The organism is Microbulbifer echini, from assembly GCF_041447225.1.
Taxonomy (GTDB): domain Bacteria; phylum Pseudomonadota; class Gammaproteobacteria; order Pseudomonadales; family Cellvibrionaceae; genus Microbulbifer; species Microbulbifer echini.
Genome location: NZ_JBGMEL010000007.1, coordinates 212,936 through 225,922, shown reverse-complemented (window position 1 = coordinate 225,922; position 12,987 = coordinate 212,936). Strand labels below are relative to the sequence as shown.

Sequence of the window (12,987 nt, the reverse complement as noted above, 5' to 3'; positions counted from 1 at the left end):
GCTCAAGGTAGAAAACGGCACAGAGCAATTCCAGCAGGTTATTCACTACCAATACGACCCCTTAGGGCGTCGTATTGGTAAAGCGAGTGAAAGCGAGTAAACCGATTTTCTCTGGGATGGTCATGTCCTCCTGCAGGAAAATAAAGTCGATACCCAGACCAAGCAGGATCTCAATACTCGTACTTACTACTTCGAGCCGGGCACTTTCAAACCTGTTGGGTTAAAAGAAGGTGATCAGGTTTATCACTACCATCTGGATCACCTAGGAACCCCTGATACCCTCACCAACCAAGATGGTGAAGTGGTGTGGAGTGTTGCTTATAAGGGCTACGGTAATATTGCTTTAGCCCATGAAAATCAGATAGACCAACCGATTCGTTTTCAGGGGCAGTACTTTGATGAAGAGACTGGGCTGCACTACAACCGGTTTAGGTACTATGATCCGCAGGTTGGGGAGTTTACTCAGCAGGATCCGATAGGACTCCATGGTGGAGTAAATAACTATCAATATGCCCTTAATCCAATTAGGTGGATTGATCCATATGGTTTAAAAAGTAAAGATTGTCCACCCGAGAAAGATCATCAACTAGTTATTGGTGCTTACTCAAGTTCTTTAACTGGACATGCAGTTGTGGCTGTAATTGATCCAAGTGGAAATGAAATTTTAGCTGGTTTATCTATGGAGAATTATACTGGCCCTAAAGATTTATTTAATGCTTTGAAGGGGTCGCCAGGATATATTCATTCTGGTACTTTGGCTGAAATATCTGCAAGAAACCCAGATTTTGCGACATTATCTACTCCAATTACAAGAGAAAAGGCTGATAAGACACTTGAGAGAATTTATGAATATACGGATAAAACAGAATCAGGGGAATTCAAATACAATCTACTCAACCGACAGTGTGCAATTTTTTCTTGTGAGGTTAGTGAGGCTGCAGGAGTGACTCCTCCTGATGCAGGTAAGATAGTTCGTAGACCGAAAAAACTACACTCCTCAATTAAAAAGCTAGTTAGTTCAAGTGAGAAGAATGATGGATAAAGCTTATGGATCTGACTTTTATGTTGAAATTTTTTCTGAAGGCTATTTGTGGTTGAAAAAGCCTTCAGATGTTAATGAGGTTGTGTGCACAATAAGTAGTAAAGAAATTCAGCTGTCAAGGGGGAAGGGAGTGCTCCCAATGAAAAATATAAGGAAAATCCTTGCCAAAGAGCGGCCGGAGAGGAAGGCTGAATTTCGAATTTATATGAAAGAAAATAAAGCTAGGAATGAAAATATGAAAAAAAACATCCTATTCGATGGCGGCTAGGTTTGATAACTAAAAGTAAACCTAGAGAAATTATGCTTGGGGTGACTAAATCTGTGAAAGATAAAGATATTTTAATTAATTTTTTTCGTGATGCAGGTGTTTGTGTCGAGTCAGTTTCATAATATTTCTTATTGTGATCAGTGTTCGAGCAGTGTTTAGAATGTTTGGTGGAAGTTGAGGGCGAAAGAAAGTGTTGGTAATTTAAAATTACTTTATGAAGTGTGTGATTTTTAAGAGCGTTGGTACCCCTTTCTTTTAAGCTGTTAACAATTGCCCTTCCTGTCATATTCAGTCTTGATCGTTATTGCTGTTTAAGATAGGTTCCATATGTCTTGGTCGAATTATTAATTCTAAATGTGGAATCTTCGATTATATCCATTCGGAAGTTACCCTGGGTTGTGGTTCTTTTAAATATTTCCATAACGATTAAATTCTTAAAGTTGCAATAAATGGGGTCAGAGTAAGCTATTGTCGTTTAATTAACCTTTAACCAGGTTTCTGATCACTGGCTACGAATACGATGCTCAGGATCGTATCCATGCGGTGACCACTCCAGATGGCGCCGCACCCAATACAGCTACAACCCTCCGGGGTTACTGGCCGAAGTCACCGACTCCGAAGGTCGCAGTACCTGTTACTCCTACGACGGCCTCAGTCAGGTTAAGCCCCACACCAACCCGACGGCAGCCGCCTGGAATACCACTACGACGGCGAGCGCAATTTAATTGGCCTTACTAACGAAAACGGTGAGTGCTACTGGGAGTACGATGCCAACGGCCGTGTTGTAGCCGACTGGCAGGGCAAAGACAAACTGAGCCACCAATACGATGCCGCCGGCAATCGTATTGCCACAACATTACCCGATGGTGAAGTACTGAACTTCGCCTTCAACCCCGCCGGCCAATTCCAAAGCCTGCACCGCCGCCCAGTAGGTGACGACACCGATCATCTGATCACCAGCGTCAGTCACGATGAACAGGGCAGGGAAAGCCAGCGTCAACACGGCAATGGGCTGGAAAGCCAGAGAGACTACGATCCTCAGGGCCGCCTGCAAAAACTGCGCCTGGGCAAGGCCAATGGTCCGGTATCCGATCCGACTCGGTCAAACTCCATCCTTGAGCGCAGCTACCAGTACAACAAAGCCGGCCAGATCGCCCAAATTGAGGACAGCCTGCGCGGCACCCGCAGCTACCACTACGACGCCCTCGATCGCCTCACCCAGGTAGACGGCCCCAACCCTGAATACTTTGTGCACGACCCCGCACACAATATTCTTGCCGCCGCTAACTCGAAAGAGGAAGCCATACAACAGGCCAACGCTACTCAGGTCAAAGGCAATCGCCTAGCTTTTCGTGGTGATACCCACTACCGCTACGATATCCACGGCAACCGTATCGCCGAGCTACGCGGTAAAGGACAAAAACTGCAAACCCGCTACCACTACAACAGCCGGCAACAGCTGGTACGTGTAGAAAAGCTTCAAGGTAGAGAAGGGCACAGAACAGTTCCAGCAGGTGATCCACTACCAATACGACCCCCTGGGGCGCCGTGTTGGTAAAGCAACAGATAGTGAACAAACCCATTTCCTCTGGGATGGCGACGTACTCCTGCAGGAAAATAAAGTCGATACCCAGACCCAGCAGGATCTCAATACCCGTACCTACTACTTTGAACCGGGCACTTTCAAACCGGTTGCACTAAGAGAAGATAATCAGGTTTATCACTACCATCTGGATCACCTGGGAACCCCAGATACTCTCACCAATCAAGAAGGCGAAGTGGTATGGAGTGTTGCCTATAAGAGCTATGGCAATATTGCCCTGGCCTATGAAAATCAGGTGGAGCAACCGATCCGCTTCCAAGGGCAGTACTTCGATGAAGAGACTGGACTACATTACAACCGGTTTAGGTACTATGATCCGCAGGTTGGGGAGTTTACTCAGCAGGATCCGATTGGGTTGTTGGGGGGATCTAACAATTATATGTATACCCCTAATCCTCTGGGCTGGACTGATCCTCTTGGCTTAAAGTGCGAAGAGCAAAAAGCACAGATTCATGTTGCTTATCGGCCCAATAAACCAGTAGGGCATAATTACATTGGCATCACTTTACCAGGGGAAGAGACACAATGGTTTGATTTAGTGATGACTGAGTCTGCAGGAGGTGTATTGGGCTTGATTCGTGGCGGGCAAGACACAGCTTTAAGGCATGGTGCGAAAATCTCTAAGAGCACCAAAATATCCACTAGGGAGATAGATATTGATCAAGCTAGGGCTGCTCTTTATAAAGCAGATGAAATGAGTTTTCAGGCTAGTACTGGTCCATATAATTTACTTAATAATAGTTGTACGTCTGCTGTTTGTGACATATTAAAAGCAGGAGGAATAAACCCTCCATGGTGGGCAAAAACTCCTTCACTAATCCATAAGTGGTTTTAATAATGGCTTTATGCAGAGAATCTTATAAGTTAAGAGAAGACTTAGTCGATCTGAGTTCTTTAAAATCTATTTTTGAGACTAATACGGGCTTGGAGATTGATTTGGAGGTGTGTGATAAAGTTACCACTTTTGTACACTGTGATAAGTTTAATTCATCAATTGAGATTGAGTTCAACTTTCTGGAAAAAGAAGTTTTTATCTATACCTCACCCAAGAAAAAAGGTTACTTTGAATATGCCCTTTTATATAGCTTGTCCCCCTTCTTACTACAGAAAATCGACGTTCCAGAGTATGCAAAAAGAAAGTGGAAAGATTTGGGGTTTTTTGAAAAATTTTTTAAGAAGTGATACATATGAAGCTAATGGCAGATTCAAAACCGAATTTTAGTTTAGACTTTGGAATAAATGGGGTCAGAATAAACTATTGTCGTTTAATTAACCTTTAAGCAGTTTTCTGATCACTGGCTACGAATACGATGCTCAGGATTGCATCCATTTATTGCTCACTCGTAGAGTCCCAAATAAGAGCAAGAAAACAGTGGGTCGGGCAATAAAGCAGATGCTGAAGCCATATCAGGCCATCTGTAAAACCATCACCTTCGATAATGGCGGAGAATTCGCAGGTCATCAATCGATCGCGCAGAAGCTAGGATGCAGAATATATTTTGCGAAACCTTACCACTCCTGGGAGCGTGGGCTGAACGAAAACACTAATGGTCTCTTGAGACGCTTCTTCCCGAAAGGAGTGGAAATTGGCAAGATACCAAAAAGCCGTATTGATGATGCAGTGTTTCGAATCAATACTCGCCCCAGGAAGGTGTTAAATTACTTGAGCCCACTGGAATTTTTGGTGGGTAAACGTGTGTCACTTATGTTGGCAATCTAGGTTTCACTTGTTGAATGAACTTAACTATAATGTGGCTGATGCCTATGAAAAGGCAGATAAGCCCCAGATTTTTTTTCAATGAAAGGAGAAAGATAGACACCGTAAACTGTGCTGGGACTACGGTGTCATCGGCCGTGTGACTGCGGATTAGCAAGGCAAAGATAAACTTACCCATAAGTACGATCGCTGGTGGCCGTATCCTCACTACCTTGTCCTCTCAGCTTAGCCTTCAACCCCGCCGGAAAACTTTAAAGTATGCACTGCCGTTTAGCAGACGGTGATATCGATCGACTGATCTTCTGAATCATCCACGACAAGCAGGGCAGGGAAATTGAACGTCTTCACGGCGATGGACTGGGAGGTCGCTGGGATTAGGGTCCCCAAGGACAGCTGCAATAACTTCGGCTGGACAAAGCTAATAGTGGGAGCCAGAGCCCGGTCCAAGCCATGGTAAAGGAGGAGGTTAGTTGGTGGAACCTGACCCCTGGCTGGGTAATTTTTTAGAAGCGACAGCTGCCAGGCTAAGGGTGATTTTTAAAGTTGTTTTGGTTAGTCACTTTTTGTTCTATTATCTAAATCTGAAGCATACTCAAATTCCATTCTGGATAGTGCTTCGTTTGCATATTTATTAGCTGCCTCTATATTGCCGATTTTTTCCTCATCCAGTCCTAAATTATAGTATGGCCATGCAAAATTTGGATCAATGGTTATCGCTTGCCTGTAATAAAAAATTGCTTTTTTGGTCTGACCTAACATGGATAGCGTCACACCCGTATGATTTACCAGAAAGGCTTTTCTATTTTTGGGACAGTTATCACTTGCTTTCACCAAGTGTAATTCAACTTGTGTAGGATCATCATTTACCGAGGCAATCATGCCTCTTGCAAAACTTGCTCTCCAATTCTGTATGTTATCTAATAAGTGTGCCGCTTGTCGCGGCCCTTTTAGGTAGAGCAGGAACAGGGCCTGTAGGGATCTGGCATCTTCATTTTTTGGGTTTATCGAAAGTGTCTTTAGGATCCAAATGTAACCTTTTAGTAGGATGGTTTTCTTATAAGACAGCCCACCTAGGTAAGCATCTTGAAAGTATGCTTCTGCTATACATATTAAAGCTCTTTCGTCTTCCGAATTTTTCGTTAATAAGTAGTATGAAATTTTCTTAGAGTTCTCCAGAAGATATTTCTCACCTTGGAATTGGTTTAAATTTTCTTCAGACTCTTCAATGTTTCCTTTTGATATCTTCTTTTTGCTTGTATCAAGCAGGTTCGCTATTTTTGATAGTATGTATATAAAGTTCAATGTGGAATCTCTTTTCTATAGTTCCAATAAGGTTGTGTGTTGGGTTGTTATTGTGTGTGAGATTGTGGTTTCTTATGTATGGTGTTGAAAGACTATTTACCTGTAAGTGTTTGTTGTTATTAGATTCTATATGAATGATATTTATAAGGGTAGTGAGTATTGGTTACATAATATTTCACGTCAGGATTCTATCTCTTAATATGCCACGAAATATGCAGACCTTAATGAGGTCATATGAGCTGTTTGATTGATGAGCGGGTGACCTCCGAAGTCTTTTCATAGATTTATCTTTTATATTGTGCTGGGCTGCCGGAAGCAGTTACATAGGTGGTTGTGGAGATGAACATTGCAAGGAGGGAAATGATTTAGGCGGAGAAATTTCAAGCTCTAGGGCATTGGTGTTAAGCGACATTTAGAATGAATTTTAGTTGGTGGTCTTAAATAATCATGTGAAGGTTCTAACTTGCCAGTTTTCATAACGTGTAGTATTACCTAAAAATCATTCTGTTATTGCTTGCTCAACTATTTTGTCATGCACGATAGTGACGCTTTATAGGTAGAATATTAAATAATCCAACTGATAGTTAAATGGCTTGCTATTCCATACATGGCTAAAAGGCTAAGGGTCATGAAAATGCTTCGAAAATTAGTACTTCCTATAAGATAGGAAATAGTATGACCGAATCTGCAGAGGGCGAACCCCATAAGCCAAAGAAAGGTAGCCGCTATAGATGGAGTAGTCAGTATAAATGGAAGTGCAAGCGCTATGAAAAAGCAAGTATTTTCCGTCAAATTACGATGAGCGTTATGGTTTCGTTTTAACTCTTGGATTCCAGATTTAGAAATGTCTTTCCCGCTGAAGTCACGTTCATGCAACTCTTCTGGAGTGGCGTACATCCTAAATTTAACTCTCGTTATCTCTGTGGTTGTCATTAATAAGCTGTGATTAATTGTTAAGAGTAAGGCTGTAAGTATTGAGATATGTAGATGCCATTCTGTGGGTAGGCTGATTTGGAGACTGTCAATATTAATGAAGGTTAGATTTATCAATGTGGAAAAGATGAGTATAGCGAAAGGGTAGACAATAATGATATTAATGTATTTCTTTTGTTTTGTGTCCAGTTTCATCGATTGAGAAGTTCCATGTTCACATTGTATTGTTGATAGTTTGGGCATGGCATGTATATCCAGTTACTTAGCTGTGTAAGATTGATGTGTACTTTTGGTCTTAGATGTTGTGCGCGCTGATGTTTACATTTATGGGTGTCTTGTGGGACCCTTTCAGGGTTGACTTCAGTTTAGTAGTTGCTGCGACTAATAGTTCTTTCAAAATAATCTAATGGTTAGAGTTTCTGATATAACCATAATTCGGTAGATCTGTGTTAATGGTTTATTTGTTATTGTCTTGAAGTGATTTCTCTTGTAACTAATTTTCACGTCAGTAATTTATTTTTTGATGCATTATTTCTTAGTGCGAAAAGTATTTTTTTAATTCTATCGTTGTCTTGTTGTTGAACCTCCCGCCCAACAAAAGAAACTGATGTCATTATCTCAACTTTGGGAATTGGTACTGTTGACATAAGTCATGCTTAGCGTGGAAGGTTGATGCGGTTTTATGGGGTGTTCAATTTAATAATAAAGTTAAGGTTCAGGTTATGAGAAAGGCTGCTCGATCGATTTCAATAAAGGCTACTTTATCACTATGTCTACTGACATCCTCTGCTATTGGGGTTGCACAAAGTATTATTGACACAGAGAATACTGCAAAGTTTAAGCACTGCGGCACTAAGCATCCTACCATTCAAGAAGCGGCACTAAAGGAGCAGCATTTTACTTCACTGCGTAGTAAATCAGCCAGTATTGATGGTGGTCACAGACTACGTCCAGCTGGCTCAGTCACTGTTGATGTTTACTTTCATGTAATTACTGATACCTCTAATAATGGTGCGCTCTCTAATAGTGAAATAAATGCACAAATGGCGGTATTAAATTCTGCCTATGCAAATACTCCATTCACTTTTAATTTGGCCTCTACATCGGTTACTGCCAATAATGCTTGGTACAACGTGGGGTATGACTCTTCTGCCGAGCAGGCTATGAAGAATTCCTTGCGTGTTGGTGGTGCTGGAGATCTTAATATTTATGTGGCGAATATCAGTGATGGTCTACTGGGGTGGGCTACTTTTCCAAGTAGCTATTCCTCCGATCCACTGGATGATGGGGTCGTAATATTGACCGGTTCCGTGCCCGGCGGAGATGCCGCACCTTACAATGAAGGCGATACCTTGACTCATGAGGTTGGTCACTGGCTGGGTCTGTACCATACTTTCCAAGGCGGTTGTTTTGGTAGAGGCGACTATGTAGCCGATACGCCGGCGGAAAGATCGCCGGCCTATGGATGCCCTGTAGGTCGAGATTCCTGTACCTGGGGTAGGAATGCGGAAGGACAAGACCCGGTTACTAACTTTATGGATTATACCGACGATAGCTGCATGTATGAATTCTCTGACGGGCAGGCTACCCGTGCAGATGAACAAAGCAGTACTTATCGCGGTTTATAAAGATTGCTTGGGGGGCTTGCCCCCCAACATGACATAGTATGACTTATGAAAATAATCCTCTATTCTACTCTCTTCTATGTTTTGAGTTTCGCGAGTGCGACCGAGTTAACTGCACAGCGACTGGCTGTTCCAGACTTTGTGACCTGCGATAGAAATAAATTGACTTCTTGGCAGGGGGAAGTAACGAAACTAAGGCAATCAGATAATGGGATTGAATTGGGTATTGCTACTGATTACGGTACGAGTGAATCTTTGAAACTCACTATGCCTAGTTGGCAAGATACTCTTGGGCAGTTTCGTTTGCAGGGGCAAGTGTTCCAGGCTGGTGACTGGGAAAAAATAGTGGATCCGCGAGGTAGTCTCAAGCCTAGGGTGCGTGCCGTAATTTGGTTGTGCGAGATTGAAGGGTATCCGCCAATTATTAATTGGCAGCCCCCGCTCTAGTGTTGGGTAATATGTCTTATAAAAAATCAGCATACTCTTAGTCTGAAATTTTTATTAATTTGGAACTTTCCTTGGCGCCTGATTCTTTAGTGAAAGGTTGCCCTGAGAGTTTTATGTGAGTTCAAAGTCTGTGCCTGGATCTTTCGCTTTTGGCTGGGGTTTTATCTCTTGTTTTTTTGTTTGAAATAAATGGAAAGAAGATAGATCTTATGTCTATATGTTGCCATTTTTTTCAGAGGATTGCTTAACTTGTTGATGTGGTGGCCAATTGATATCTTTCTTCTGGCGCTGCTTTGGGGTTTTTAAGCTTTCCCCCAAAAAAATTATTAGGGTTGAGAGTTTTTGTTTCTGGGCTTTACGTTAGTGTTTTCATCTGTTGAGGCTTATAATTTAGGTGATTAGTTTCTGTTGTATTTAAATAATTGCCTACATGGTGTGGCATTCAATGTTGAATCCAAGTTTTTCCGGTTTGCTATCCGTCTTTTTTGGGGGGGTGTGACATGATCTTGAATATTAACTTCACGGAAGCACCATGAAGTTATCTGGAAAGTTTGCTGTGGTCATTTGTGCTGGTGCTGGTGAAGCAATGGCTGTTGAGCTGGCCAATAAGAATATAGTTGGTACTGTCTGGATATAATTGTGATTATCTTGAGGCTACTGAATAATTAATTTTAGATCGCGTGACTAAGTGTGTTTGTGTTCAAGTGGGTGTGTCCAAGTTTGTGGGCGTTCAATATATTTTCAGAGATTGCTGTTGAGTGCTTTGGTTGAGTGCACTTGTTGTGTAATGCGCTGGTGTTGCATTAATCTTAACCATATAGAGGGCACCTAAAATGAAGATTGGCAATGGATATTGTCATTTAATTTATAGGGGGGTGATCTGCGGAGTTCATATTTTTTTACCAGGTATGGAAAAGTAGGTAGAGGGTTATATCTTACCTGTGGCATCGGAATCCGGTCTATATAGGATGGATTTTTAGGTGCTTACAACGTTTCTAAATTTGGTGGTGTAGGTCTTATGCAGAGCTTGGGACGTGAGTTCGTTTGAGAGGGGCACCTGTAACAATCTCGGTATTCTGCCCCGGAGCGATCAAAACCAATAGGCTCGATGCTACTCGTGATCAGCCGATTGAGATACGAAGAAAAGATACAAAGAACGAGACAATCCGTGATGTAAAGAAAAAAATGCGGAAGCTGTTATTTAGGGTGTGGCCCCTAACGAAGCGGTGAAGATAATGATTGAAGGGATTGAAAAAACCAGTTCTGGATCTTTTCTCACCCTTATGTTCCTAAAACTGCTCTTCGTCAGACGGAGGTCATGGTGAAGAGTTGTTCGCTTATTGAACTTTAAGATGTTAGGAAAAATATTTAATTTTCCAGGGGTCAGTCCTTTGGTATCCCCTGATCTAAAAATCCAGAATCCACTCCAAACCAAAAGCTACCATCTTTGTTGTCAAAATACATATGCCGAATATTTCCCCCACTGGGAACGGGTGTCTGACTAATGAATTTTTCTGTTTTTATATCAAAGGCGAAGATGATATTGGGAATTTTTCCGGTGTCTGCGATCCAGAGTCGCCCTCTGTTGTCCAGTGCGGTTCCATAGGGGCGAGGGTTTTCTGTGGGGAGTTTCCATTCTTTGAAATCTTTTGTAGAGGGCGTATATCTGCCGAGATAACCTTCCGGATAGTCTACATACCAGATATTGTTCGATGGATCGATTTCCAGCCTGCGAGGACGGGCGTTTGGCCGGGGAATCGAGATTTCATTTACCACCATTGTTTTGGGGTCTACCCAAGCTAGTTTGTTCGTGCCAAATAGGGCCACCCAAGGGCGATTTTGCGAGTCTACCTTGATGCCATAAGGGCGCGAGTTGGCCGTTTGTGGTGTGGCAATTTTGACCTGACCGCTGTGTACATCCAAAAGGCCTATGCGGTTGCTTTGCTGGGCTGTAAACCAGATATTATCCTGGCGATTGAAGACGAGTGTATGTGGATCGTTGACGCCTTTGGGCATTGGGTACTGGTGTATCTTTCCGGTTTCTGGGTCCAAGCGCCCAATATGGGCGTTGCGATTTCCCGCATACCAAACCTGCCCCTGCTTACTCACTATAAGATTGTGAGGGTGGGTCCCCTCGGGCACTTCAAACTGTTTAAACTGTTCCGCAGTTGGGGTAAACCTAGCTATATAGTTGCCGGCCTGGCCGCAAAACCAGACTCGTTGTTTGTTATCCACGTAGGGATCTCTGGGCAACCCCTGCCAAGGTACTTTCCATTCTCTTAGAGTGAGTTTGTTTGGCAAGCCGCCTTCTTGGGCCGCAGTGTATATCGGTGCTGATAAGTAGAAAATAGTGCAAATAATGGATTGGAACGTCAAGCTGAGCAGTTTTGAGTGGATACGCATTTACCGACTCCGGTAGCTAGGTTTGTCCACAATTGGGAAGAATTTTATGCCACAGCATAGAATATTGTGTGGCCTATGCCTCGATTAGAGCATAGATAATAAAAGCAAGGTTAACTATTGACTGGCTTCGGCATCAGGATATCGATTGAATACGTCTAAATTTCCGTGTAACTAAGAGGCGCCAGGTACCTGGCTAGTGATACGGTGTCAAATCAATAGAACACTCGTTCTGAATCTCTAGAAGAGCCTGAAATCTTTGGCCTGTGGGTATTCTATTTTGTAAAGAAATTTTAGTTCTCAACAACCTCATGAGGTGATTACTTAATAGTACTTCACTATCAAAGTGCACTAAATCTACACCTCAATGTGGTTTAGCGTATGTGGTATGGCGTATATTGTCGCTCTCTATGTAGGAGTCCCGCTATGTTAGAACGTTTCCGCCGGCCAGAGATTCTGCTGTTGGTTCTTGCAGCTTCAATGCCGCTCTCCTTTTCCGTTTGGAATACCCTATTAAATAATTTTGTGGTAGCCAAGGCCTCATTTACCGGGGCGGATATTGGTCTGTTGCAGAGTGTGCGGGAAATCCCCGGTTTCCTCGCCTTTACGGTGATATTTGTCTTGTTATTAATTCGTGAACAGCGATTGGCGCTTCTCTCATTAGTGGCGACTGGGGTGGGTGTAATGCTGACTGGGTTCTTTCCGTCACTTACGGGGCTGTTACTTACTACGCTGTTAATGTCCATAGGCTTTCATTTCTATGAAACCCTGCAAACATCACTCGCTTTACAATGGTTCCCTAAAAAAAACTCCGCTATTTGGATGGGGCGTATGGCTGCAGCAGGGTCCTTTACTGCTTTATTGGCTTACGGGTTGGTTTGGGGGTTGATGAATTTGGCTAATCTGGACTATACCTGGGTTTATCTCATTGGTGGTGGCACTACGGTGGTCATTGCTCTTATAGCTTGGATTTTATTTCCCCAGTTTCCCCAACCCCATAGCCAGCGCAAGCAATTGATACTGCGTAAGCGCTATTGGCTTTATTACGCATTGACAATGATGAGTGGTGCACGCCGACAAATTTTTATTGTCTTTGCCGGTTTTCTGATGGTAGAAAAGTTTGGCTATAGCGTGGGGGAAATTGCTGCGCTCTATACTGCTAACCACCTGCTCAATTTATACATAGCACCTAAGATTGGACAATTTATTGTGCGCTTTGGGGAGCGTCGCATTCTAACCTTGGAATATGTCGGTTTGGTTCTGGTTTTTACTGGTTATGCTCTGGTAGAAAGCGCGATGCTGGCGGCGGTGCTCTATATTATTGATCACCTGTTCTTCTCTATGGCAATTGCTATCAAAACCTATTTCCAGAAGATTGTCGATGATCGAGATATTGCCTCATCCGCTGGGGTCAGCTTTACCATTAATCATATCGCAGCGGTAGTTATACCGGTTCTGTTCGGTCTGCTTTGGCTCACATCTCCAGCCATGGTGTTCTTTGCAGGATCTTTGATGGCTTTGGTCTCCCTTGGCTTGGCCCAATTAGTGCCGGAGCAACCTGGACCAGGCAATGAATCGCGCCTGGGGCAGGGGATGGCTGCAATTTAGCCGCGCCCTAATAATTCTTGATCAGGACTTTTAATAATAAAT

General features: G+C 43.0%; 13 protein-coding genes and 1 pseudogene. 9 read left to right on the top strand and 5 right to left on the bottom strand.

Translation table 11 applies throughout. The features are described 5' to 3' along the window. Positions 1–130: 130 nt before the first annotated feature. Positions 131–1,042, top strand: coding sequence for an RHS repeat domain-containing protein (locus ACCI51_RS09365; RefSeq protein WP_371843379.1), 912 nt, complete (start codon positions 131–133; stop codon positions 1,040–1,042). Beyond that, positions 1,032–1,310, top strand: coding sequence for a hypothetical protein (locus tag ACCI51_RS09360; protein ID WP_371843373.1), 279 nt, complete (start codon positions 1,032–1,034; stop codon positions 1,308–1,310). Before ACCI51_RS09365 ends, ACCI51_RS09360 begins: the two co-directional genes overlap by 11 nt. 856 nt (positions 1,311–2,166) lie before the next feature. On the opposite strand, the gene ACCI51_RS09345 is transcribed toward ACCI51_RS09360, so the two are convergent. Together ACCI51_RS09345 and ACCI51_RS19465 are read right to left on the bottom strand one after the other, a co-directional pair. Beyond that, complete coding sequence (locus ACCI51_RS09345; protein ID WP_371843372.1) at positions 2,167–2,364, bottom strand: hypothetical protein; 198 nt, start codon at positions 2,362–2,364, stop codon at positions 2,167–2,169. A 48-nt stretch (positions 2,365–2,412) separates the two neighbouring features. Continuing rightward, the gene (locus tag ACCI51_RS19465) at positions 2,413–2,565 is read right to left on the bottom strand and encodes a hypothetical protein (RefSeq protein ID WP_407070186.1); all 153 of its coding nucleotides are present in this window, start codon (positions 2,563–2,565) and stop codon (positions 2,413–2,415) included. Here ACCI51_RS19465 and ACCI51_RS09335 point away from each other — a divergent pair. The 4 genes and pseudogenes from ACCI51_RS09335 to ACCI51_RS09320 all read left to right on the top strand — a co-directional run. Next, positions 2,560–2,868: a hypothetical protein gene (locus ACCI51_RS09335; protein ID WP_371843371.1), complete on the top strand. Its 309-nt coding sequence runs from the start codon at positions 2,560–2,562 to the stop codon at positions 2,866–2,868. The two genes, ACCI51_RS19465 and ACCI51_RS09335, sit on opposite strands and share 6 nt — an antisense overlap. After that, positions 2,825–3,748, top strand: coding sequence for an RHS repeat domain-containing protein (locus ACCI51_RS09330; protein WP_371843370.1), 924 nt, complete (start codon positions 2,825–2,827; stop codon positions 3,746–3,748). Before ACCI51_RS09335 ends, ACCI51_RS09330 begins: the two co-directional genes overlap by 44 nt. 2 nt (positions 3,749–3,750) lie before the next feature. Further along, complete coding sequence (locus ACCI51_RS09325; protein WP_371843369.1) at positions 3,751–4,095, top strand: hypothetical protein; 345 nt, start codon at positions 3,751–3,753, stop codon at positions 4,093–4,095. A 148-nt stretch (positions 4,096–4,243) separates the two neighbouring features. Further along, positions 4,244–4,633, top strand: a pseudogene (locus ACCI51_RS09320) (IS30 family transposase); the annotation flags it as partial. A gap of 549 nt (positions 4,634–5,182) precedes the next feature. Here the strand turns inward: ACCI51_RS09320 and ACCI51_RS09315 are convergent. Together ACCI51_RS09315 and ACCI51_RS09310 are read right to left on the bottom strand one after the other, a co-directional pair. Beyond that, positions 5,183–5,932 carry a tetratricopeptide repeat protein gene (locus tag ACCI51_RS09315; protein ID WP_371843368.1) on the bottom strand — a complete coding sequence of 250 codons (750 nt, stop codon included), beginning with the start codon at positions 5,930–5,932 and terminating at the stop codon, positions 5,183–5,185. Positions 5,933–6,496: 564 nt separating this feature from the next. After that, on the bottom strand, positions 6,497–6,865 hold the full coding sequence (locus ACCI51_RS09310) for an MAPEG family protein (protein WP_371843377.1): 369 nt from the start codon (positions 6,863–6,865) through the stop codon (positions 6,497–6,499). Positions 6,866–7,587: 722 nt separating this feature from the next. Between ACCI51_RS09310 and ACCI51_RS09305 the strand changes: the two genes are divergently transcribed. Together ACCI51_RS09305 and ACCI51_RS09300 are read left to right on the top strand one after the other, a co-directional pair. After that, on the top strand, positions 7,588–8,493 hold the full coding sequence (locus ACCI51_RS09305) for a zinc metalloprotease (RefSeq protein ID WP_299582408.1): 906 nt from the start codon (positions 7,588–7,590) through the stop codon (positions 8,491–8,493). Positions 8,494–8,538: 45 nt separating this feature from the next. Continuing rightward, on the top strand, positions 8,539–8,937 hold the full coding sequence (locus ACCI51_RS09300; protein WP_299582411.1) for a hypothetical protein: 399 nt from the start codon (positions 8,539–8,541) through the stop codon (positions 8,935–8,937). A 1,383-nt stretch (positions 8,938–10,320) separates the two neighbouring features. Here ACCI51_RS09300 and ACCI51_RS09295 read toward each other — a convergent pair. Then, complete coding sequence (locus ACCI51_RS09295) at positions 10,321–11,340, bottom strand: Vgb family protein (protein ID WP_455363777.1); 1,020 nt, start codon at positions 11,338–11,340, stop codon at positions 10,321–10,323. 423 nt (positions 11,341–11,763) lie between these two features. On the opposite strand from ACCI51_RS09295, the gene ACCI51_RS09290 reads away from it, so the two are divergent. Next, entirely contained in the window at positions 11,764–12,945 is a 1,182-nt protein-coding gene (locus ACCI51_RS09290; RefSeq protein WP_371843366.1) for an MFS transporter, read from the top strand. The last annotated feature ends 42 nt before the right edge of the window (positions 12,946–12,987 follow it).

Excerpts from the sequence above, each read along its gene's own strand:
- ACCI51_RS09360 (WP_371843373.1), top strand. The coding sequence starts at position 1,032 with ATGATGGATAAAGCTTATGGATCTGACTTTTATGTTGAAATTTTTTCT.
- ACCI51_RS09325 (WP_371843369.1), top strand. The coding sequence starts at position 3,751 with ATGGCTTTATGCAGAGAATCTTATAAGTTAAGAGAAGACTTAGTCGAT.
- ACCI51_RS09310 (WP_371843377.1), bottom strand. The coding sequence starts at position 6,865 with ATGACAACCACAGAGATAACGAGAGTTAAATTTAGGATGTACGCCACT.
- ACCI51_RS09305 (WP_299582408.1), top strand. The coding sequence starts at position 7,588 with ATGAGAAAGGCTGCTCGATCGATTTCAATAAAGGCTACTTTATCACTA.
- ACCI51_RS09300 (WP_299582411.1), top strand. The coding sequence starts at position 8,539 with ATGAAAATAATCCTCTATTCTACTCTCTTCTATGTTTTGAGTTTCGCG.
- ACCI51_RS09295 (WP_455363777.1), bottom strand. The coding sequence starts at position 11,340 with ATGCGTATCCACTCAAAACTGCTCAGCTTGACGTTCCAATCCATTATT.
- ACCI51_RS09290 (WP_371843366.1), top strand. The coding sequence starts at position 11,764 with ATGTTAGAACGTTTCCGCCGGCCAGAGATTCTGCTGTTGGTTCTTGCA.